This is a genomic window from Bradyrhizobium sp. PUT101 (assembly GCF_052043945.1).
GTDB lineage: Bacteria > Pseudomonadota > Alphaproteobacteria > Rhizobiales > Xanthobacteraceae > Bradyrhizobium.
Map to the genome: position 1 here is coordinate 2,932,856 of NZ_CP197207.1, position 20,158 is coordinate 2,953,013.

Below are 20,158 nucleotides of genomic sequence, written 5' to 3' on the forward strand. Positions count from 1 at the left end.
GACTCGTTCAGTACGACTTCGCCAGCCCCAGCACCTTTTCCGCGATGAAGCTGAGCGCGAGCTGCGGGCTGACCGGCGCGATGCGCGGGATCAGCACTTCGCGCAAGTAGCGCTCGACGTGGAATTCCTTGGCATAGCCGAAGCCGCCATGGGTCATCACCGCCTGCTCGCAGGCCGAGAAGCCCGCTTCGCCTGCGAGATATTTCGCGGCGTTGGCGGCGGCGCCGCACGGCATGCCCTTGTCGTATTGCCACGCCGCCGACATCACCATCAGCCAGGCGGCCTCGAGCTCGACCCAGTTCACTGCGAGCGGATGCTGGATACCCTGGTTCTTGCCGATCGGACGATTGAACACGACGCGGGTCTTGGCGTATTCGGTGGCGCGCGACAGCGCGAGCTTGCCGAGGCCGACCGCTTCCGCGGCAATCAGGATGCGCTCGGGGTTCATGCCTTCGAGGATGTACTCGAAGCCCTTGCCCTCTTCGCCGATCCGGTCCTCCATCGGAATTTCAAAGTCCTCGAAGAACAGCTCGTTGGAATCGACGATCTTACGGCCCATCTTCTCGATCTCGTGGACCTTGATCCTGTTGCGGTCGAAATCGGTATAGAACAGGCTGAGGCCGTGGGTGGGCGAGCGCACCTCTTCCAGCGGCGTGGTGCGCGCCAGCAGCAGGATCTTGTGCGCGACCTGCGCGGTCGAGATCCACACCTTCTGGCCGTTGACGATGTAGCGGTCGTTCTTGGCGACCGCGCGGGTCTTGAGCTGCGTGGTGTTGAGGCCGGTATTGGGCTCGGTGACGGCGAAGCACGCCTTCTCGCGGCCTTCGACCATCGGCGGCAGCATGCGCCTGCGCTGTTCTTCCGTGCCGAACACGACGACGGGGTTGAGGCCGAACACGTTGATGTGCACGGCGGAGGCGCCGGACATGCCGGCACCCGACTCCGCGATGGTGCGCATCATGACCGCGGCCTCGGTGATGCCGAGCCCCGAGCCGCCATATTCTTCCGGCACGCAGATGCCGAGCCAGCCGGCGTCCGCCAGTGCCTTGTGGAAGTCGTGCGGGAAGCCGCCGTCGTGGTCTTTCTTCAGCCAGTAAGCATCGGGAAAGCCCTCGCAGATCTTGGCGACGGCGTCGCGTATGGCTTCCTGCTGATCGGTGAGCGCGAAATCCATGTTCTCGATCTCCTTCTTGGGAGAAGCGGCCGCGCCATCTCCCTTCTTTCGCGTTCCCCACGCGAAGGCCGTGGCCGCTTGCTGCGCCCGGGCGTGCCTTCGCTCGCGTTCTTTAGCTCGAAAAACTGCGCACAGATACGTGAATTTATCCGTGAAGTGTGTCTACCATGCATAGGGTCATGCGGCGCGATGGTGCGAGCGCGCCGTTATTTCGCAGGGAGGAAACCGCGATGGCCGGGCTTTATTTCGAGGACTTTTCCGTGGGCCAGGAGTTCAGGCATCCGCTGAGCCGGACCGTCACGGAAATGGACAACACCATGTTCAGCCTGCTGACGCTCAACCCGCAGCCGCTGCACATCGACGCGCATTTCGCCGAGAAGACCGAGTTCGGCCAGCGCATTTTCAACAGCCTTTACACCCTCGGCATCATGATCGGCATGACGGTCTATGATACGACCCTGGGGACCACCGTCGCCAATCTCGGCATGACCGACGTTACCTTTCCAAAGCCGGTCTTCCATGGCGACACGTTGCGGGCCACGACAAAGGTGCTCTCGGTGCGGGAATCCAAATCGCGGCCCAAGGCCGGCATCGTCGAGTTCGAGCACCAGGCGTACAACCAGAACGACGAAATCGTCGGCAAATGCCGCCGCATGGCGATGATGCACAAGAGGCCGGTCTGATGCGTTCGATGCTGTTCGTGCCGGGCGATTCCCCGCGCAAATTCGAGAAGGCGAGCGAAGGCAAGGCCGACGCGCTGATCATCGACCTCGAGGATTCCGTCGTCACCGAGAAGAAGGCGGAGGCGCGCGGGTTGACACTCGCGATGCTGAAAGGTCGCAGCAAGCCACATCAGCTCTACGTCCGCGTCAATGCGCTCGACACCGGCATGACGCTCGCCGATCTTGCCGCGGTGATGCCGGGCAGGCCGGACGGCATCGTGCTGCCGAAATCGCAAGGTGGCGACGACGTGCGGCAGGTCGCGACCTGGCTCGAAGCCTTGGAGGCGGCAGCCGGCATCGCGATCGGCACGACCCGCATCGTTTGCGTCGCGACCGAGACCGCCGGCTCGATCTTCGGGCTCGGCAGCTACAAGGGCTGCTCCCCTCGTCTTGCCGGGCTGATGTGGGGCGCTGAGGATCTTTCGGCCTCGCTCGGCGCCACCGAGAAAGCGAGCGGCGGCGTCTTCCACAGCCCCTACCGCCTCGCACGCGATCTCTGCCTGATGGCCGCGGCGGCGGCCGACGTCGCAGCCATCGACACGGTCTACACCGACATCGACAATCTCACTGGCCTCGAGCAGGAAACGCGCGCCGCGCGGCGCGACGGTTTTTCGGCCAAGGCGCTGATTCATCCCAAGCACGTCGACATCGTCAACGCGGCCTTCGAGCCGACGGACACCGAGCGCAAATGGGCGGAGAAGGTGATCGTGGCGTTCGCGAGCAATCCCGATTCCGGCACGCTGCGGCTCGATGGCCAGATGATCGACAAGCCGCACCTTCGTGCCGCGAAGAAGATTCTCGGCCAACCCTAGGCCAGGGCGCAAGCCTCGCCAGTTCAATCGGCTGCGTCCGAAGGCTTCTGCTTGAAGTCCCGGCCTCAGTCGAAGCCCTGAACGGGCGGCGCCGAGGTGGACGCCGGCACGGCAGGCGCAGCTTGAACCGGTGGGGCCGGATTGCCGGCAGCTCTCATCTGGCCGTTGGCTGCCATCGCCTCGCGCGTGCGCGGCGGGCCGGCGGCGGCGCGGCGCGGCGGCTGCCGAGGCCTTGCCGACTGCGAACCTCTCATGCCCCAGGAGCGGGCGATCGATGGTCCGGCAGTGTAGCCGATCAAGGCTCCGGCGACCGCGCCGACCGGGCCCAGCACGACCGCGCCCGACACCGCGCCGAGCGCCGCATCGCCCGCGCGCTCCTGCGCAACCGCGCTCGCGGGCACGCAGGCCAGCATTGCAACAGCAGTGATCAGAGCTTTGTTCATCGGAGCGCCTCCCTCACGGAAAATCACTCCTGCTCAAATATGGCCGCACGAGGTTCGCTTGCTGGCCAACACGAGGCAGTGGTCAAATGGAACTCGGGCAGCCCGGACGACCAGCGCTAGACGTGCCGAGCACACGCCGCTTCCTGGCCGAATGAATCGGGCCGGGCAACCGCGGCGGGTCGAAGCCTTGTCGATCTCCCGGCGGTTCTGCTCCGCCGCCATGCCGTTCTGGAGATCGCGAGCACGGAAGCAGCACCGCCTTCGCACATCTTGACACTGATCTTCCGCGGCATATTTTTCCGTCGCGAAAGGACTTCTCACCCTCTCGACAATCAAAGGATCAAACGCGACCGTCTGGAGAGACGATGATGCTCGATGAGAATCTGGCCCGCATTCGTGCGCACCGCAACAACATCCACCGCTACCGGCGTCTGCTGAAGACCAGGCTGTCTCAGCTGGAGCGCCAGTTCGTCGAGAGACGCCTCGCGGAAGAGCAATCGGCGCTCGATGGCCTGACCGCGGCGACCTTCCCTGTCAGCTTCCGCGCTTCCGGGGCGCCTGCCAATGCGACGGGGATGGCGCAATGAACAGCCAGCGAGATCTGCTCATTCGAGGGAGCGAGAAGGTCATCGGCCATTACGAGCTGCTTCTTGCAAGCGCCAAGACCGAGCATGAGCGCGAGCTCTATCGCCAACGCATCGAGCGCGAGCGGCGGTTGACCCGGGACCTGCAAGGCGGGCTGGATCACCGCGCCGCCTGAGCTGGGAGATCACACGCCCCGTCACCCCAGGGCAATCGCATTTGAATTTTGCAGAGGTCGTCATGCCCGGGCTTGTCCCGGGCATCCACGTTCTTTGTGCCGCGCGTGGATGGCCGGGACAAGCCCGGCCATGACGCCGTGGAGAGAGCCGGGGCCCATAGCGACATCTCATATGCGATAGCCCTGCCATCGCAGGGGAGGACCTGCTTCCGCGGTTCGTCCCCGCATTCGTTTCAGCGGACGAGGCGGTTGGGGCCGGCGAGCGCACTGCTGGGCTCGGTCGCTGGCGCCACTCTCACCGTGGCGGTGAGCGGCGCACCCTTGCGCAGCAGAGTGAGCCTCACGTCCTCGCCGATGCGCGCAAGGCCGATCGTGTTGCGGAGCTGGGCGGCGGTGCGGATCGGGCGGTCGTCGGCTCCGGTCACGATATCGCCCTTGCGCAGGCCGGCCTTCTCTGCGGGCGAATCCGCAGCGATCTCGGCGATGACGGCGCCTTGATTCAATCCCTTGTTGATCGAGGGATGCAGGTCCTTCAGCGAAACGCCGATGCGGCCGCGCTCGACGCGACCGCTCACGATGATCTGCTCCATCACCTTGCGCGCCATGTTGACCGGAATGGCAAAGCCGATGCCGACATTGCCGCCCGCGGGCGAGATGATCGCAGAGTTGATGCCGACGAGCTCGCCGCGCAGGCTGACCAGCGCCCCGCCGGAATTGCCGGGATTGATCGCCGCATCGGTCTGGATGAAGTCCTCATAGCCCCGCTTGCCGAGCCCGGTGCGGCCGAGCGCGCTGACGAGCCCTGACGTCACGGTCTGGCCGAGGCCGAAGGGATTGCCGATCGCAAGGACGAAATCACCGACTTCGAGCCCGTCGCTGTCGCCGAAGGGAAGCGCTTTGAGCCCGGCCGGGTTCTGGACCTGGAGCACCGCGACATCCGTCGGCGGATCGCGGCCGATGACCCTGGCGGAAAACTGGCGACCGTCCTTGGTCGTGATCTGAACGGCGGAGGTGCCTTCGACCACGTGATTGTTGGTCAGCACATAGCCGCGCTGGGCGTCGACGATGACCCCGGAGCCGGTCGCGTTGACCTCCTTCTCGATCTGCCTGGGAACGTCGAAGAATTCGCGGAAGAGCGGGTCGCGATAGAGCGGGTTGTCCTCGCGCACGCGGCCGTGCACGGAAATGTTGACCACGGCGGGCGTCACCTGGCGCACCAGCGGCGCCAGGGTCGGCACCGGGCCGCCGGTCTTCAGATCCGGAATCTGGCCGGCGGCAGGCTGCGACGCTGTGAGCGTCAGCACCAGCAAGGCCAGCGAGAGCAGACGCACAGCATTCATCATCGTCACCTGCCGCTTGTGTTGTGTGGATACTCGGGGACCTTCGTGGCCTCAGCCTTCGTCGCGTGAGGCGACGATCCAGCCCTGCAGGGCCAGAAACGGAATGGCCCAGGCTGCCGCGGCCTGGCCGAGCAGCACGAGTCCGAGAACGGCGCGCGTGAACATCATGCGGCCCGCCCTTCTGCGGCGGCCCATGGCCGCCGCAGCCGCATCGGCACGCCGCCGCCCCGCGGCGGATCGTCATTGTCGTTGTCGCCGTCGAGCCTGCGCAAGGCGGCCAGAATGTCGGCGAGCCGGACCGTGTGGCTCACGCCGGGAATCTCGCGCAAGGCGGGACAGGATTCGACCGCGTACATGTCGGATGCCCAGGACGACAGGATGATGCGCTTCTCGGGCGAAGAAAGCTCCGGCGCATTCAGAACGTCGGCAGGCGAGTCGTAGTGGGCCGCAGGGTGAAACAGCGGATTGAGAGTGCCGGGATTGGAATTCACGTTGGTCATCGGCGTGTCTCCCTCATGCTCCTTTCCGGGGGACGGTTTTGTTGACGATGGGACGGCGACGCCAATCGCCGCCGTCCCGCTTGACACTAGTGCGTGTTGATCGCGATGCGCTTGACGCCTTCGCGCGCCTTCTCCGATTTCGGCAACGACACGGTCAGGACGCCGTTCTTGAACGACGCCTCGGCCTTGTCTTCCTCGACACCCTCCAGCGGGATCTGCCGCTCGAAGGCGCCGTAGTAGCGTTCGGTGAAGTACCTGCCTTCGCCGTTGCGCTCCGCCTTCTTCTCGCCGCGGACGGTCAGGACGCCATTGGCGATCTCGACCTGCACGTCCTTCTCGGTGAGGCCAGGAAGCTCGGCCGAGACGGTCAGCGTCTTGTCGGTCTCGCTGAGCTCGACCTTCGGCCAGCCGAAGCGGCCTTCCATCAGCGGCGACAGACCGGTCCCGCCGAAGCCACGGAAGACGTCGTCGAACAGACGGTTCATCTCGCGGTGAAGCGTCAGGAACGGATCGAAATTGTCGCGCGCCGGCGCAAGCTCCTGGTTTCTCGACCAGGGAATGAGATCACGAAAAGCCATGGTTCTCTCCTTCATGCATCGGGAGCGCGGCCCGCGCATCCGCGCGCCGCGTTCCGCTATTCAATCGATCGAGCGCTCAGGCTGCTTTCTTCTGCTCGATCTGCGATGCCGCAGGAGCGACGCCCGCGATCGGAATCCGGCGCGGCTTCATGGCTTCCGGAACCTCGCGGACGAGGTCGATGATCAGGAGCCCGTCCTGGAACGAGGCCTGCTTCACCTGGACGTAGTCGGCGAGATTGAACACGCGCCGGAACGGACGCGCGGCGATGCCCTGGTACAGGTATTCGCGCGCAGCAGTCTCGGGCTTCCTGCCCTCGATGGTGAGCGCGTTCTGCTCGGCCGTCACGGTGATATCGCTGGCCCCGAAGCCCGCCACCGCAAGGCTGATCCGGTAATGGTCTTCGCCGGAACGCTCGATGTTGTAGGGGGGATAGTTGTCCTCGGTCGCCTGGCGCAGCGTGCTGTCGACGAGGTCGGCCAGGTGGTCGAAGCCGATGGTAGAGCGCCACAGGGGCGCGAAGTCGAAACTGGTCCTCATAACCAAGTCCTCCAAAGAGCAAGATGGATACGAAGGAGCGCAAGGCGGGAATTTCAGACGGGTCCGAAAAGACCAGCCCGGCGCCCGTGCCGGACCCGATCCTGGCATCCGGCACACCGCTCTCGCGGCGAAAAACGACTTAGAAAACCGGAAATCGATTTCAAGGGGGCCGGCCAGAAAAAAATCCGAGGGCCGCCGCCGGGGCCCCAGGGATCGGGCGCTGATGTTCAGGATCTCAGCGCATCGCGCGCCGTCTCCGGCGCCAGCAGCGTCGCGATGATCGTGACGATCGACAAGGCAATGATATAGACCGACACCGCCCAGTACGAGCCGGCCCATGCCAGCAGCCCGGCCGCGATCAGCGGCGAGAAGCCTCCGCTCAAAGCTGCCGCGACGTTGGCGCCGAGCGAAGCACCGCTGTAGCGCACCTGGGTGCGGAACAGCTCCGGCATGAACGCGGCCTTCGGCCCGAACAGCAGCGCATGGGTCAGCGTCATCGTGACGACGAGCGCGAGCGTGATCAGCGCCGGCTCCCTGGTGTCCAGGAACCAGAACAGCGGAAACGCCAGCGCCACCGAGAAGACGCCGCCGGCGAGATACAGCGCCTTGCGTCCGAAGATGTCGGACAGCCAGCCGGCAAGCGGCAGCGTCGCGAATTCGACGATGGCGGCATAGACCACGGCATCCAGGATCACCTGCCGCGGCAGACCGAGCTTTGTCGTGGCATAGACCACGGTGAAGACGGTGAGGAGATAAGCGAGCCCGACCTCCGATACCGTGATGCCGATCGCGAGCAGGAAGCTGCGCCAGTCGCGGCGCAGCACCTCGAGCGCCGGCTGCGCCAGCACCTCCTTGCGCTCGACCACTTCCTTGAAGTGCGGCGTCTCCGCGAGCTTGAGCCGCACGATGAAGCCGACGCCGACGAGCAAGATGCTGATCAGGAAGGGCACGCGCCAGCCCCAGCTGAGGAAGTCCGCCTCGGGCAGCTTCGTCATCAAAGCGAAGATGCCGGTGGAGGCGGCGACCCCGACGGGAAAGCCGATCTGCACCAGGCTGCCGTAGAAGCCACGGCGATTGCCGGCATGCTCGATCACCATCACCACCGCGCCGCTCCACTCGCCCCCGAGCCCGATGCCCTGAACGAAGCGCAGGCAGACGAGCAGGATCGGCGCCCAGATGCCGATCTGACTGTAGGTCGGCAGGCAGCCGATCAGGAAGGTGCCGAGTCCCATCGCGATCATGGTCGCGACCAGCATGGTCTTGCGGCCGAGCCGGTCTCCGTAGTGCCCGATGATGGCGCCGCCGATCGGCCGCGCCACGAAGCCGACCGCGTAGGTCGAGAACGCCGCCAGCGTGCCGACGAAGGGATCGAAGCTCGGAAAGAACAGCTTGTTGAAGACCAGCGCTGCCGCCGTGCCGTAGATCAGGAAATCGTACCACTCGATGGCGGTGCCGAGCGCGCTCGCCCACACCACATGCGCCGTCGTCGATCTCTCCGCCGAAGCGGAGGCCCCTACTGCTGCCGTCATGCCCTGCCCCAGCGATTCCGTGAGCATCATGGCCAATCGGCGTGGTGGTTGCAACTTGTGGGAGTTCTGTTTGCTCTCGTGCCCCGGACGCTGCGCAGCACGAAGTGATGCGCTGCAGAGCCGGGGCCCATCTTTCCTCAAGCAGTCCGTGCGGCATGGGTCCCGGCTCTGCGCAGCAGCGCAAGAGCGCTGCAGCGCGTCCGGGACACGAGACCTTTGGGTGCCGCAACGGCGGAACCCACCTAGCACCTATTCGCCATTGACAAACTTATTCGCTATTATCTAATTTGCCTCCAGAACGACCCGCCGCCCCCAAGCGGCCAACAAAGAGAGGGAACGACGATGAGAGGGCTTCTGGCCTGCGCCATGCTCGCGGCCATGACTTCAGCTGCCATGACCACGGCGGCCACCGCACAAATCTCCGACGACGTGGTGCGAATCGGCGTGCTGACGGATCTGTCCAGCTGGGGCCGCGACAATAGCGGGCCGGGCTCCGTGGAAGCCGCGAAGATGGCGGTGGAGGAATTCGGGCCGACCGTGCTCGGCAAGCCGATCGAGATCATCGGCGCCGACCACCAGATGAAGACCGACGTCGGCGTGCAGATTGTGCGCGGATGGTTCGACAACGGCAAGGTCGACGCCGTCGTCGACATTCCCAATTCCGGCATCGCGATCGCCGTGCACAACATGGTGCGCGAGCGCAACAAGATCGCGCTGCTGTCCGGTCCCGGCGCGAGCTCGCTGACGGACGAGCTGTGCAGCCCGAACACCGTGCACTTCACTTATGACACCTACGCGCTGTCGAAGGTGACGGCCTCCGCCGTCATCAAGGAAGGCGGAAAGTCCTGGTACTTCATCACCGCCGACTACGCCTTCGGCCAGCAGCTCGAGAAGGACGCCACGCGCTTCATCAACGAGATGGGCGGCAAGGTGCTCGGCGGCGTGAAACATCCGACCAACACCGCCGACTTCTCCTCCTTCGCGCTCCAGGCGCAGAGCTCGAAATCCGACGTGGTCGCCTTCGCCAATGCCGGCCAGGACACCGACAACGCCATCAAGCAGTCCGGCGAGTTCGGCCTCGTCCAGGGCGGCCAGAAGCTGGTCGGCCTCCTGATGTTCGACACCGACGTGCACGCGATCGGCCTGAAGGCTGCGCAGGGCACCTACATGACCACGGCTTCCTACTGGAACATGGACGAGGCCACCCGCGCCTGGTCGAAGAAGTTCTACGAGCGCACCAAGGTGATGCCGACCATGATCCAGACCGGCGTCTACGGCTCGGTTCTGCACTATCTCAAGGCCATCAAGGCCGCCGGCACCGACGATTCCGCCAAGGTGATGGCCAAGATGCGCGAGCTGCCGATCGAGGATATCTTCGTTCACGGCGGCAAATTGCGCGAGGACGGCCGCGTCATCCGCGACATGTACCTCGCCAAGGTGAAGACGCCCGAACAATCGAAGGAGCCGTGGGACTATCTGGATATCGTCAAGACCGTGAAGGGCGAGGACGCCTTCCGCCCCGTCTCCGAATCCAAATGTCCGCTCCTGAAGAAATGAGGTGAGGCATGACCGGCAACGAGCATGGCGCCATTGAGACTTACGAGTGCGATGTGCTCGTGGCCGGATCAGGTTGCTCCGGCATGTCGGCCGCGATCACCGCGCGCTCCCGCGGCCTCGATGTGCTGATCGTCGAGAAGGAGCCGCGCTTCGGCGGCACCACCGCGCGCTCCGGCGGCTGGCTCTGGATTCCCGGTACGTCGCTGGCAAAGGCCTATGGCATCGAGGAGACGCCGGAACAGGCCCGCACCTATCTTCGCCACGAAGCCGGCAACAATTACGATCCGGCACGCGTCGATGCCTTCCTGAGCGCCGGTCCCGAGGCGGTCGATTTCTTCACCACCAAGACCGCGCTGCGCTTCGACATGCCGCTGGTGTTTCCGGATTATCACGCCGAGGCACCCGGCGGCGCCCAGGGCGGACGCTCCATGGTGACGCGCCCGTTCGACGGGCGCGAGCTCGGCGACCTCATCAAGTCGCTCGGCATGCCGCTGCCCGAGCTCACCGTGTTCGGCATGATGCTTGGCTCCGGCAAGGAGATCATCCATTTCATGCGGGTGACGAAGTCGCTGACCTCCGCGGCCTACGTCGCCAAGCGCCTGTCGCGGCACCTGATGGACGTGCTGCGCTACGGCCGCGGCATGACGCTCACCAACGGCAACGCGCTGGCCGGGCGCCTCGCGAAATCCGCGCTCGACCTGAAGATTCCGATGTGGCTGTCCTCGCCGGTGCGCGAGCTGACCGTCGAGAACGGCACCGTCACCGGCGCGATCGTCTCGCGGGATGGACGCGAGTTGCGCGTTCGTGCACGCCGGGGCGTCGTCCTCGCCTGCGGAGGTTTCCCGCATGACGTGGAGCGACGCAAGAAGATGTTCCCGCACGCGCCGACCGGCAACGAGCACTATTCGCCGGGTCCGACCGGCAATACCGGTGATGGGCTCCGTCTGGCGGAGCGCGCTGGCGGGCAGGTCGAGAGCCGCCTGTCGAACGCGGCAGCCTGGGTGCCGGTGTCGCTGACCACGCGCAAGGACGGCTCGAAGGGCGTGATGCCGCATTTCATCGACCGCGCCAAACCCGGTGTGATCGCGGTGATGCGCGACGGCAAACGCTTTGCCAATGAAGGCAATTCCTATCACGACTTCGTCCAGGCCATGGTCAAGGCGGCCAGGCCGGGCGAGGAGATCGCCTCATTCCTCGTCTGCGACCACAAGACATTGCGCAAATACGGCCTCGGCTGCGTACCGCCCTTCCCGATGCCGCTGGGCCATCACCTGAAGTCCGGCTATCTCATGCGCGGCGACACGCTGGAGGCGCTCGCGGCCAAGGCCGGGATCGATGCCAAGGCCTTCACCGAAACGGTCAGGCGGTTCAATGCGACCGCGCCACTCGGTCACGATGCCGCCTTCGGCAAGGGCTCGAAGGCCTATAACCGCTACCAGGGCGACGCACTGCACGGCACGAACCCCTGCGTCGCGCCGATCGAGAACGGACCGTTCTACGCCATCAAGATGGTGATCGGCGATCTCGGCACCTATGCCGGCATCGTCACCGACGAGAACGCGCGGGCGCTCGACGCCGAGGGCCGGGTGATTCCCGGCCTCTATGCCGCCGGCAACGACATGGCGAGCATCATGGGCGGCAATTATCCCGGCGCCGGCATCACCCTTGGGCCGGCGCTGACCTTCGGTTACATTGCCGGACGGCATCTTGCCGACAGCGCCGCCAGGCGCGACGCAGCGTAGGCCACCCGCCAGGAGGCGCATGAAGAGAGAAAGCCGCGGCATCCAGTCGATCGAGGTCGGCGGAGAATTGCTCCGCGCGCTCGCAAAATGCGGCGAGCCGATGATGCTGCGCGATCTCGCCCGCGAGGCCGGCATGACGCCGGCCAAGGCGCATCCCTATCTCGCCAGCTTCTCCCGCATCGGCCTGATCGAGCAGGACGAGACCACCGGCCGCTACGAGATCGGCGCGCTGGCGCTCGAGCTCGGCCTCATCAGCCTGCGCCGGCTCTCGGGCGTGCGCATCGCGCGCCCCAGGATCGCGGCGCTCGCGAACCAGATCGGACATGCCGTCTCGCTGGCCGTCTGGGGCACGCACGGTCCAACCGTGGTGCAGCTCGAAGAGCCGGCCCAGCCCGTCCACATCGTGATGCGGGCCGGTTCGGTGATGGCCCTGCTGGAGACTGCGACGGGCCGCGCTTTTGCGGCCTTCCTGCCGGAGAAGACGATCGCTGCCGCGCTCGAAAGCGGGCTCGATCGTCGCGGCGTCGGCTACAATCCTAAGCGCGCCGTGAAGGGCGCCAAGGTCGCCGAGATACTCGCCGAGGTCCGCAAGCACGGCCTCGCCCGTGCGCTCGGCGATCCCCTGCCCGGCGTCAACGCATTCTCGGCCCCGGTGTTCGACCATTCCGGCCATGTCGCGCTGGTCATCACCGCGATGGGGCCGGAAGGCACTTTCGATGCGCGCTGGGACAGCCCGATCGCGCATGCCTTGCGCGACTGTGCGGGCGGCATCTCGAAGCGGCTCGGCCACGGCATGACGGTCGCGGCGGAGTGAGGCAGACTGCCTGCCTCACGACGACTGTCATTCCCCGCGAAAGCGGGGAATCCAGTACGCCGCGGCCCATCGATCCGATCACGACCGCCTCGGCGTACTGGATCGCCCGGTCAAGCCGGGCGATGACATCGAGTGTGGGGCGGCAACGTGCCTACTTCTCCTTCACGGGCACCGTGTAGTTCAGGATCAGCCGGCCGCCATCGGGATAGATCGTCTGGCCGGTGATGTAGGACGCATCGTCGCTGGCAAGGAACGCCACGACCGACGCCACCTCGCTCGGCTCGCCGCCGCGGCCGGCCGGCGTGCGCGACATCACGGTCCTGCGGGCATCCTCCGAGGTGTAGATGGACGAGGCCACCATGTCGGTCAGGATCGTGCCGGGGCCGACCGCCACCACACGAATGTTGTGCGGGGCGAGCGCGACAGCCGCGACCGACGTGAGCTGCTTCATGCCGCCCTTGGACATTGCATAGGTCGCCAGCGCCGGGATCGCGAGCAGCGCATTCACCGAGGACATGTTGATGATGACACCGCCGCCGCCCTGCGCGATCATTTGCCTCGCCGCCGCCTGCACGCCGAAGAACGCGCCCTTCAAGTTGATGCCGATGATCTCGTCGAACTCCTCTTCGGTAATGTCGAGGATGTCCCGGTTGCGGGCGACGCCGGCATTGTTGACCATGATGTCGAGCCGGCCGAATTCCTTCACGGCGGTCGCGACCAGCTGATCCACGTCAGTGCGCTTGGCGACATTGCCGACGATGGTGCGCAAGGCCTCCGGCCGCCCCAACTCGGCAGCCGTGGCGGCCAAGCCGCCGGCATCGATATCGGAGATGACCACCTTGACGCCGTCGTCGAGCAATCGTTTTGCACATGCCTTGCCGATACCGCGCGCCGCGCCGGTGATGGCGGCGACCTTGCCGGATAGTTTCATGGGTTCACTCCAGGACTAAAGCGCGATGAGATGAGGACGAATCGTCATCGCGCTTTGGGTTATTGTTTGAGCATGATCTTTTCGGAAAACCGCTGCGCACTTTTCCGGATCATGCTTTAGTGACGATCTCGCGGACGCGTTCACGCAAAGACGCGCGGGCGCAGTCCAGCATGAAACCAGGTGATCATGGAATAGATGTCGTAGACTGGCAGCCCGACTTCGGCTTGAAGCGCTGCGGCATAAGGCGGCATGTTGGTGCATTCGAGCACGATGGCGCCGACATCCGGATTCCTGGCGACGAGCGCCCTGCCGGCCTCGACCACGTCGCGCTCGGCTTGCGCCACGTCCATGTCGTCCTTCTCGGCCTTGATCAGGACTCGGAAAAACTCCTTGCCGTTCTCGGTGCCGACCAGCGGCGTGTCGAGCGGCACGCCGGCGCCTTCGAGGTGGGCCGGCGTCAGGGTCGAGCCCGACACCGTGACGAGACCGACGCGCTTGCCCGGCGGCAAGGTCGCCTGCACCCAGGGCACCTGCATCAGCGACGAGGTCGCGACGGGAACGCCGACGGCCGCCGCGATCTCCTTCTGGAACAGCGAGAGGAAGCCGCAATTGGTGGTGATGGCTTCGGCCCCAAGCCGCACCAGATCCTTGGCCGCGTCGATGAAGTCAGGCAGCAGGCCGGCTGCGCCCTTCAGCACCACCTTCTCCGGCGAAGCCCCGCTCACCACGCGATAGAGCACCGGAAACGGCCAGGTCGTGCCGTTGCCCATGTCGCCGGGAATGCGGGGGAAGCGCGCCTCCAGCATCAGAATGCCGAGCGGCGCGCCATAGATGGCCTTGCCACCACGGGCGATGCGGGAGGACGAGCTGGGAGAATAGGTCATGGTTCGCTCTCAGAGGAAACGATCGGGCGCGAAGGGGCTGAGCGGAATCTCGGGCTGCTTGCCGCTCACGAGCTGGGCGACGAGACGGCCGGTGCGGGCCGATCCGACCAGGCCGACATGGCCGTGGCCGAAAGCATAGACGATGTCGCGAGAGGCGCGCGCATAGCCGATGCAGGGCCGTCCGTCAGGCATGCTCGGGCGATGGCCGAACCAGGTCTTGATGCGCGAGGCCGGGATGTCCTTCGGCAACTTCGGGAACATGCCGAGCAGATGGCTGCGCAGGATCTCGGCGCGCTTCCAGTTCGGCGCGGCCTCTAAGCCGGCGATCTCCACCGTGCCGGCGGCGCGCAGGCCCTTGTTGGTCCAGTTCACCACCATCTTGGCGTCGGATGCCATCATCGAGCTGCGCGGGCCCGATTCCGGGTTCTCGATCACGACATGATAGCCGCGCTCGGTCTCGAGCGGCAGGGGATCGCCCACCGACGCGGTGAGCTGCCTGGATCGCGCGCCGGCGGCGACCACAGCGGCATCGCAAGCGATCTCGCCGGTCTCGGTGATGACGGCGACGAGCTTGTTGCCGGAGAGCTTGAGCCCCGTCGCCTTGGCGCGCACCAGCCTGGCGCCGCTCGCCAGCGCATGAGCGGCGAGCGCGGCGACATAGGCGCCGGGATCGCGGCAGCGTCCGGCCTCCTCCACCACCACGCCAAAGGTGTAGCGCGGATGCAGGTCCGGCTCGCGCTGCCGCATCTCGTCCGCGTTGAGCTCAAGCCATTGGACGCCGACCTTCTTGCGCAGGCGCCAGCCGAGATCATTGTCGAAATTGCCTCGCGACGGGAAGACATGCATCACGCCGTTGCGCTCGATCAATTCAGGGACGCCCGCCTCTTCCGCGAGCTTCCGGTGCAGCAACGGCGCGTCCTTCAGGAGATCGCGTAGCGCAAACGCCGTCGTCTCGACGCGTGACTCGGTCCAGCCCGAGAGCAGGTACTTGACCAGCCAGGGCAACGCCTTCGGCAGATAAGACCAGCGGATCGCGAGCGGGCCGAGCGGGTCCAAGAGATATCCCGGCACCTTCCTCCAGATGCCCGGCTCGGCCGGCGGGATCACCGAATGCGACGACAGCCAGCCGGCATTGCCGTAGCTCGCCGCCTGTTCGCCGCCGGGCTCGCCCGGATCGATCAGCGTGACGCGATGGCCCTCACGCAGCGCCTCGATCGCGCTGATCACCCCGATCGCGCCGGCACCGATGATGGCGACGTGGCGGCCGGCCGACATCGCTTAGGCCTTCACAGCGGGCACAAAATCCTTGCCGACCGAGATCGCGCGCGGATCGATGATGCAGTGGAGGATCGACGGCTTTCCCGAGGCCAGCGCGCGCTCGAAGGCCGGTGCGAACTCTTCGGTGCGCTCGACGCGCTCGCCATGACCACCGAATGCTTTCGCGTACATCGCAAAGTCCGGATTCTTGAGCTGGGTGCCGACGACACGACCGGGATAGTCGCGCTCCTGGTGCATGCGGATGGTGCCGTATTGTGAATTGTCGACGACGATCACGATCAGCGGCGCGTCATACTGCACGGCCGTCGCGAATTCCTGGCCATTCATCAGGAAGCAGCCGTCGCCGGCGAAGGCGACGACGACGCGATCCGGATATTGCCGTTTGGCGAGCACGCCCGCCGGCACGCCGTAGCCCATCGAGCCCGAGGTCGGCGCGAGCTGGGCGGCAAAGCTGTGGAAACGGTGATGGCGATGGATCCAGCCGGCATAATTGCCGGCGCCATTGCAGACGATAGCATCCTTCGGCAGGCGATCGCGCAGCCAGGTCATCACCTGGCCGTACTGGAACGAGCCCGGCAGCTCGCGCGCCTTCTCGGTCCAGGCGAGATAATCGGCGTGCGCCTTGGCGGCCTCGCCCTTCCAGGCGACCGTGCCGGCGGGCTTCAACGTCTCGACGGCGGCGGCGAAGGCGGCGGGCGTCGCCTGGATCGCAAGCGCCGGCTGATAGACGCGGCCGAGCTCTTCCGAGCCGGGATGCACATGGATCAGCTTTTGCTGCGGGGTCGGAATGTCGAGCAGCGTATAGGACGAGGACGGCATCTCCGACATGCGGCCGCCGATGAGCAGAATGACATCGGCGCCCTCGATGCGCGCCTTCAGGCCCGGGCTCGGCCCGATGCCGAGATCGCCGGCATAGTGCGAATGGTCGGCGTCGATCAGCGAGGCCCGTCGGAACGAGGTCGCGACCGGCAGGTCGAACCGCTCGGCAAAGCGCGCAATGCTCTTGGTCGCCTCATCCGTCCAGCGCGAACCGCCGAGAATGACGAGCGGCGCCTTGGCGCTCGCAAGCATCGCACCAACGCGTTCGATATCGGCAGGCGCCGGCCAGCTCACGGCGGGCTCGATGCGCATGGCATCGGCAACGGCGGCGGTCTCGGTCAGCATGTTCTCCGGCAGCGCGATCACCACGGGGCCGGGGCGGCCCTGCATGGCGACGCGGAAGGCGCGCGCCACCAGCTCCGGAATGCGGTCGGGGCGATCGATCTCGACCGCCCATTTCGCCATGGAGCCGAACACCGCCTTGTAGTCGAGCTCCTGGAACGCCTCGCGCTCGCGCATGCCGGTGTCGACCTGGCCGACGAACAGGATCATCGGCGTCGAATCCTGCATCGCGATGTGGACACCGTGGCTGGCATTGGTCGCGCCGGGGCCGCGGGTGACGAAGCAGACACCGGGGCGGCCGGTCAGCTTGCCATAGGCTTCCGCCATCATCGCAGCGCCGCCTTCGGCCCGGCATATCACGACGTCGATCGGGCTGTCATGCAGCGCATCGAGCGCCGCCAGATAGCTCTCGCCCGGCACGCAGGTGACGCGCTCGACGCCTTGGGCGACGAGCTGATCGATCAGGATCTGGCCCCCGGTGCGGGTGTTGCGAATGGTCATGTCGGCTCCCTCGAGACTTCGGCGATGCCCCTCACCGCCTCGCATAATTTCGTTCGGACGTGGCGTAGGACAGGCCGACAGGACACGCAAGATCGAAAGGCTTTTCGCACCCTGCGCAGGCGGCATGCCCGTCCCTGCCCTTTGCACGACCGCCCGTGCCGCAGCCACCCTGGACCAGATCCGTGAACAGATACCGGAGGGCCTCGAGGTCCGCGGCGTCAGCGCGAACCAGGGGGGTCTGACCGGCGCCGGCCTAGTGGCGCTCCGGCCGAACCCAACCGGTTGCAATCGCGCTCGCCCAGGTGAGCATGCCCCGGCTGCGCGCCAGCGCGGCCATGGCTGCGCTATCGTAGGGCACATAGCGGATCGTCGCGCTCCAGGCGCGTCCGGCATGCTCCAATATGGCGTAGCACGCGTGGGGCGTGCCGACCTCAACCACGTAAGGCACAGGCGACTTGCCGTCGTAACCAGGCAGCCCGACGCTGCCGGGGTTTACGACCAGTCGCCCATCCCTCAGACGAACGACCCTCGGAATGTGAGTGTGCCCGCACAGGATGACCTGGGCAGTGATTCCCGCGGCTTCGGACTCGATCGCCTCGATCGGACTGGCGCGCACGCCGCCGTCATCGGCTATATGATCGAGCCAGAAGGCGGCATCGTTCCCAGGTGACGCATGGCACAGGAAAACGCGGTCTCTGTAAATCAGCGTGGGTGGCATGCTTGCCATCCAATCGAAATGCTTGCGCGCGAGTTGCTGGAAATCACTGCGCGCCGAAGTACCCGCCTGCCGGAGCTCCAGGAGAATTCGATCCTGATCGCCCCGCACCGACGGAAAGCCGCGCTCGATGAGCAGGTCTGCGGTTCTTGCCGCCTCGAGCGGTCCGCTGACGTGGTCTCCAAGATTGACGACGTCGTCGATACCGAGCGCGGCAATGTCCGCAAGGACGGCGTCCAGCGCCGGACGATTCCCGTGCACATCCGCGATCGCAGCAAATTTCATGTGACCCTCCCAGTCGAGATGGCCGACGATTCACGCAATGCGGGACGATGCAGGGATAGCGGTTCTCTTTAGCTGCATTTGTAGAAGCGCCCGCAAGCTGAGGATCAAATCGGCGCGGGCGGAACCATGGCACGATCAACGCGCCGCAATCAAGCGATTCGCTACCGCGCTCCGACGTCTTCGCCTACGATCGGCCGAACCGAACGCCGGGATCCCTGGACGGGCGCCATCTTCACCCGCTCCGCGTCTGCCGCGCGCTCGCCAGCAGCACCAGCATGAAGGAGGCCGCAGTCATCAGCGTCGAGATCGCGGCGATGGTTGGGTCGATCTCGTCGCGCAGCGCGGTGAACATGCGCTTGGTCAGCGGCTGGTACTGGCCGCCGGAGATGAACAGCGCGACGATCGTCTCGTCCATCGCCGAGATGAAGGCGAAGATGCCGCCGGCGACGACACTGGACTTGATCTGCGGCAGCGTCACCGCAAAGAAGCTGCGCAGGCGGTTCATGCCAAGGCTGCGCGCCACCATCTCCTGCGCCGAATCGAAGCTCTGCAGGCCCGCGAGCACGGAGATGACAACGTAAGGCAGTCCCAGCATCACATTCGCCAGCACGAGGCCGGGCAGAGTCGCGACCAGGCCGACCCGGGCATAGACGAAGAAGATGCCGACCGCGGTGATGATGATCGGCACCACCAGCGGCAGAAGCAGCGCCATGTGGATCACGCGCATGATACGCAGCTTGGACTGGCTGACGGCATAGGCGGCGGCAACGCCGCACGGCGTCGCGATCAGGACGGTCAGGAATGCGACCGTCAACGTCACCCGCGTCGCCTGCATCCAGGCAGGATTTGAGAAATATTGCTCGTACCAGCGCAGCGAGAAGGACGGCGGCGGGAACGTCAGGAAGCGCGCGCTGGAGAACGAGATCGGCACGATGATCAGCACGGGAAGGATCAGATAGACCAGCACCAGCACGCTGATCACGTACAAGACAATCCGGGCGGGCGAGGCGCGCATCATTTCTGTCCCAGCACGCGATGGAGCGAGATGAAGCGGCTGACCGCGAAGAAGATCACGAGCACGCTCAGGAGCAGCACCACTGCGACCGCGCTCGCGGCCCCGAACTGATTGTAGAGCTCGACATTGCGGCTCACCAGCATCGAAACCATCACGGTACGGCCGCCGCCGAGCAGCTCCGGCGTGATGTAGAAGCCGAGACAGAGCACGAACACCATGGTGCAGCCTGCGAGCACGCCCGGCAGCGACAGCGGCAGGAACACGCGGAAGAACGTCACCGACGGGCTCGCTCCCAGGCTCGCGCCGGCCTGCATCAAATCGTTCGGGATCTTCTGCATGGTGGCATAAAGCGGCAGCACCATGAACGGCAGCAGGATGTGCACGGTGGCGACCACCGTGCCGAATGTATTGTGGACCAGCGGAAGCGGCTCGGAGATCACGTCGAGATAGCGCAGAAACTGGTTGATCACGCCGGTGCGCTGCAGCAGCGCCAGCCACGCATAGGCGCGGACCAGCACGCTGGTCCAGAACGGCAGCACGACCAGGGACAGGATGAAAATGCTCCATCCTTTCGGCAACGAATTGGCGAGATAGGCCACGGGGTAGCCGAGCAGCAGCGCGATCAGTGTGACCGCGAGGCTGATCTCGAAGGTCAGCGCGAAGCTGCGCCAGTAGATGTCTTCGGTGAAGACGCGGCGATAGTTCTCCAGCGTGAAGCCGTCATGATAGATCGACTGCCAGGCCAGCCAGCCGACCGGCAGTGCGATCAGAGCCAGGATTACCAGCAGCGCCGGCGACACCAATGCCAGCATCAGGCCGTGCTCACGGCGTTGGTGCTTTTGGGAGGGATCGGACACGGATGCCGTCAACGCTGCCTCA

At 65.5% G+C, this 20,158-nt stretch carries 21 protein-coding genes; 7 read left to right on the forward strand and 14 right to left on the reverse strand.

Annotated features, from left to right (window positions below):
- Positions 1-7: 7 nt before the first annotated feature.
- Positions 8-1,174, reverse strand: a complete 1,167-nt coding sequence (locus ACSHT2_RS14450) for an acyl-CoA dehydrogenase family protein (protein ID WP_061877093.1) — start codon at positions 1,172-1,174, stop codon at positions 8-10.
- Between the two features lie 179 nt (positions 1,175-1,353).
- On the opposite strand from ACSHT2_RS14450, the gene ACSHT2_RS14455 reads away from it, so the two are divergent.
- A complete protein-coding gene (locus ACSHT2_RS14455; protein WP_440642839.1) occupies positions 1,354-1,857 on the forward strand; it encodes a MaoC family dehydratase in 504 nt (167 codons plus the stop codon).
- Positions 1,857-2,708 (forward strand): HpcH/HpaI aldolase/citrate lyase family protein, encoded by an 852-nt coding sequence (locus tag ACSHT2_RS14460; RefSeq protein ID WP_440642157.1) that lies wholly within the window; start codon positions 1,857-1,859, stop codon positions 2,706-2,708. The genes ACSHT2_RS14455 and ACSHT2_RS14460 overlap by 1 nt, the downstream gene beginning before the upstream one ends.
- Positions 2,709-2,773: 65 nt before the next feature.
- Here ACSHT2_RS14460 and ACSHT2_RS14465 read toward each other — a convergent pair whose 3' ends face one another.
- A complete protein-coding gene (locus ACSHT2_RS14465) occupies positions 2,774-3,151 on the reverse strand; it encodes a hypothetical protein (protein WP_440642158.1) in 378 nt (125 codons plus the stop codon).
- Positions 3,152-3,516: 365 nt separating this feature from the next.
- On the opposite strand from ACSHT2_RS14465, the gene ACSHT2_RS14470 reads away from it, so the two are divergent.
- Positions 3,517-3,738 carry a hypothetical protein gene (locus ACSHT2_RS14470; protein ID WP_370120293.1) on the forward strand — a complete coding sequence of 74 codons (222 nt, stop codon included), beginning with the start codon at positions 3,517-3,519 and terminating at the stop codon, positions 3,736-3,738.
- The gene (locus tag ACSHT2_RS14475) at positions 3,735-3,911 is read left to right on the forward strand and encodes a hypothetical protein (RefSeq protein WP_440642159.1); all 177 of its coding nucleotides are present in this window, start codon (positions 3,735-3,737) and stop codon (positions 3,909-3,911) included. The genes ACSHT2_RS14470 and ACSHT2_RS14475 overlap by 4 nt, the downstream gene beginning before the upstream one ends.
- Before the next feature lie 233 nt (positions 3,912-4,144).
- Here the strand turns inward: ACSHT2_RS14475 and ACSHT2_RS14480 are convergent, their stop codons facing one another.
- The 5 genes from ACSHT2_RS14480 to ACSHT2_RS14500 form a co-directional block, all read right to left on the reverse strand.
- Positions 4,145-5,251 (reverse strand): trypsin-like peptidase domain-containing protein, encoded by a 1,107-nt coding sequence (locus ACSHT2_RS14480; protein WP_440642840.1) that lies wholly within the window; start codon positions 5,249-5,251, stop codon positions 4,145-4,147.
- A gap of 164 nt (positions 5,252-5,415) precedes the next feature.
- Complete coding sequence (locus ACSHT2_RS14485) at positions 5,416-5,751, reverse strand: hypothetical protein (protein ID WP_440642160.1); 336 nt, start codon at positions 5,749-5,751, stop codon at positions 5,416-5,418.
- An 86-nt stretch (positions 5,752-5,837) separates the two neighbouring features.
- On the reverse strand, positions 5,838-6,329 hold the full coding sequence (locus tag ACSHT2_RS14490; protein ID WP_440642161.1) for an Hsp20/alpha crystallin family protein: 492 nt from the start codon (positions 6,327-6,329) through the stop codon (positions 5,838-5,840).
- A gap of 76 nt (positions 6,330-6,405) precedes the next feature.
- Positions 6,406-6,867 (reverse strand): Hsp20 family protein, encoded by a 462-nt coding sequence (locus ACSHT2_RS14495; protein WP_440642162.1) that lies wholly within the window; start codon positions 6,865-6,867, stop codon positions 6,406-6,408.
- Positions 6,868-7,094: 227 nt separating this feature from the next.
- Positions 7,095-8,396, reverse strand: coding sequence for an MFS transporter (locus ACSHT2_RS14500; RefSeq protein ID WP_440642841.1), 1,302 nt, complete (start codon positions 8,394-8,396; stop codon positions 7,095-7,097).
- A gap of 342 nt (positions 8,397-8,738) precedes the next feature.
- Here ACSHT2_RS14500 and ACSHT2_RS14505 point away from each other — a divergent pair, with 342 nt between their 5' ends.
- Genes ACSHT2_RS14505 through ACSHT2_RS14515 form a run of 3 tightly spaced genes read left to right on the forward strand, consistent with a single transcriptional unit; the run spans position 8,739 to position 12,509 of the window.
- Positions 8,739-9,953: an ABC transporter substrate-binding protein gene (locus tag ACSHT2_RS14505; protein WP_440642163.1), complete on the forward strand. Its 1,215-nt coding sequence runs from the start codon at positions 8,739-8,741 to the stop codon at positions 9,951-9,953.
- An 8-nt stretch (positions 9,954-9,961) separates the two neighbouring features.
- Positions 9,962-11,695 (forward strand): FAD-dependent oxidoreductase, encoded by a 1,734-nt coding sequence (locus ACSHT2_RS14510; RefSeq protein ID WP_440642164.1) that lies wholly within the window; start codon positions 9,962-9,964, stop codon positions 11,693-11,695.
- A gap of 19 nt (positions 11,696-11,714) precedes the next feature.
- The gene (locus ACSHT2_RS14515; protein WP_440642165.1) at positions 11,715-12,509 is read left to right on the forward strand and encodes an IclR family transcriptional regulator; all 795 of its coding nucleotides are present in this window, start codon (positions 11,715-11,717) and stop codon (positions 12,507-12,509) included.
- Between the two features lie 151 nt (positions 12,510-12,660).
- Here the strand turns inward: ACSHT2_RS14515 and ACSHT2_RS14520 are convergent, their stop codons facing one another.
- The 7 genes from ACSHT2_RS14520 to ACSHT2_RS14550 form a co-directional block, all read right to left on the reverse strand.
- Complete coding sequence (locus ACSHT2_RS14520; protein WP_440642166.1) at positions 12,661-13,440, reverse strand: SDR family NAD(P)-dependent oxidoreductase; 780 nt, start codon at positions 13,438-13,440, stop codon at positions 12,661-12,663.
- 140 nt (positions 13,441-13,580) lie between these two features.
- A complete protein-coding gene (locus tag ACSHT2_RS14525; RefSeq protein ID WP_440642167.1) occupies positions 13,581-14,324 on the reverse strand; it encodes an aspartate/glutamate racemase family protein in 744 nt (247 codons plus the stop codon).
- 9 nt (positions 14,325-14,333) lie between these two features.
- The gene (locus ACSHT2_RS14530; RefSeq protein ID WP_440642168.1) at positions 14,334-15,599 is read right to left on the reverse strand and encodes an NAD(P)/FAD-dependent oxidoreductase; all 1,266 of its coding nucleotides are present in this window, start codon (positions 15,597-15,599) and stop codon (positions 14,334-14,336) included.
- Positions 15,600-15,602: 3 nt separating this feature from the next.
- Positions 15,603-17,264 carry a thiamine pyrophosphate-binding protein gene (locus ACSHT2_RS14535; RefSeq protein WP_440642169.1) on the reverse strand — a complete coding sequence of 554 codons (1,662 nt, stop codon included), beginning with the start codon at positions 17,262-17,264 and terminating at the stop codon, positions 15,603-15,605.
- Positions 17,265-17,517: 253 nt separating this feature from the next.
- Positions 17,518-18,264 carry a metallophosphoesterase family protein gene (locus ACSHT2_RS14540; protein WP_440642170.1) on the reverse strand — a complete coding sequence of 249 codons (747 nt, stop codon included), beginning with the start codon at positions 18,262-18,264 and terminating at the stop codon, positions 17,518-17,520.
- 232 nt (positions 18,265-18,496) lie between these two features.
- A complete protein-coding gene (locus ACSHT2_RS14545; RefSeq protein ID WP_440642171.1) occupies positions 18,497-19,282 on the reverse strand; it encodes an ABC transporter permease in 786 nt (261 codons plus the stop codon).
- On the reverse strand, positions 19,279-20,091 hold the full coding sequence (locus tag ACSHT2_RS14550) for an ABC transporter permease (protein WP_440642172.1): 813 nt from the start codon (positions 20,089-20,091) through the stop codon (positions 19,279-19,281). Before ACSHT2_RS14550 ends, ACSHT2_RS14545 begins: the two co-directional genes overlap by 4 nt.
- Positions 20,092-20,158 lie beyond the last annotated feature (67 nt).

Coding starts and splice junctions, on each gene's coding strand:
- ACSHT2_RS14485 (WP_440642160.1), bottom strand. CDS start 5,751: ATGACCAACGTGAATTCCAATCCCGGCACTCTCAATCCGCTGTTTCAC.
- ACSHT2_RS14525 (WP_440642167.1), bottom strand. CDS start 14,324: ATGACCTATTCTCCCAGCTCGTCCTCCCGCATCGCCCGTGGTGGCAAG.
- ACSHT2_RS14535 (WP_440642169.1), bottom strand. CDS start 17,264: ATGACCATTCGCAACACCCGCACCGGGGGCCAGATCCTGATCGATCAG.
- ACSHT2_RS14540 (WP_440642170.1), bottom strand. CDS start 18,264: ATGAAATTTGCTGCGATCGCGGATGTGCACGGGAATCGTCCGGCGCTG.
- ACSHT2_RS14455 (WP_440642839.1), top strand. CDS start 1,354: ATGCGGCGCGATGGTGCGAGCGCGCCGTTATTTCGCAGGGAGGAAACC.
- ACSHT2_RS14520 (WP_440642166.1), bottom strand. CDS start 13,440: ATGAAACTATCCGGCAAGGTCGCCGCCATCACCGGCGCGGCGCGCGGT.
- ACSHT2_RS14530 (WP_440642168.1), bottom strand. CDS start 15,599: ATGTCGGCCGGCCGCCACGTCGCCATCATCGGTGCCGGCGCGATCGGG.
- ACSHT2_RS14480 (WP_440642840.1), bottom strand. CDS start 5,251: ATGAATGCTGTGCGTCTGCTCTCGCTGGCCTTGCTGGTGCTGACGCTC.
- ACSHT2_RS14495 (WP_440642162.1), bottom strand. CDS start 6,867: ATGAGGACCAGTTTCGACTTCGCGCCCCTGTGGCGCTCTACCATCGGC.
- ACSHT2_RS14465 (WP_440642158.1), bottom strand. CDS start 3,151: ATGAACAAAGCTCTGATCACTGCTGTTGCAATGCTGGCCTGCGTGCCC.
- ACSHT2_RS14500 (WP_440642841.1), bottom strand. CDS start 8,396: ATGACGGCAGCAGTAGGGGCCTCCGCTTCGGCGGAGAGATCGACGACG.
- ACSHT2_RS14460 (WP_440642157.1), top strand. CDS start 1,857: ATGCGTTCGATGCTGTTCGTGCCGGGCGATTCCCCGCGCAAATTCGAG.
- ACSHT2_RS14470 (WP_370120293.1), top strand. CDS start 3,517: ATGATGCTCGATGAGAATCTGGCCCGCATTCGTGCGCACCGCAACAAC.
- ACSHT2_RS14475 (WP_440642159.1), top strand. CDS start 3,735: ATGAACAGCCAGCGAGATCTGCTCATTCGAGGGAGCGAGAAGGTCATC.
- ACSHT2_RS14515 (WP_440642165.1), top strand. CDS start 11,715: ATGAAGAGAGAAAGCCGCGGCATCCAGTCGATCGAGGTCGGCGGAGAA.
- ACSHT2_RS14545 (WP_440642171.1), bottom strand. CDS start 19,282: ATGATGCGCGCCTCGCCCGCCCGGATTGTCTTGTACGTGATCAGCGTG.
- ACSHT2_RS14510 (WP_440642164.1), top strand. CDS start 9,962: ATGACCGGCAACGAGCATGGCGCCATTGAGACTTACGAGTGCGATGTG.
- ACSHT2_RS14550 (WP_440642172.1), bottom strand. CDS start 20,091: ATGCTGGCATTGGTGTCGCCGGCGCTGCTGGTAATCCTGGCTCTGATC.
- ACSHT2_RS14450 (WP_061877093.1), bottom strand. CDS start 1,174: ATGGATTTCGCGCTCACCGATCAGCAGGAAGCCATACGCGACGCCGTC.
- ACSHT2_RS14505 (WP_440642163.1), top strand. CDS start 8,739: ATGAGAGGGCTTCTGGCCTGCGCCATGCTCGCGGCCATGACTTCAGCT.
- ACSHT2_RS14490 (WP_440642161.1), bottom strand. CDS start 6,329: ATGGCTTTTCGTGATCTCATTCCCTGGTCGAGAAACCAGGAGCTTGCG.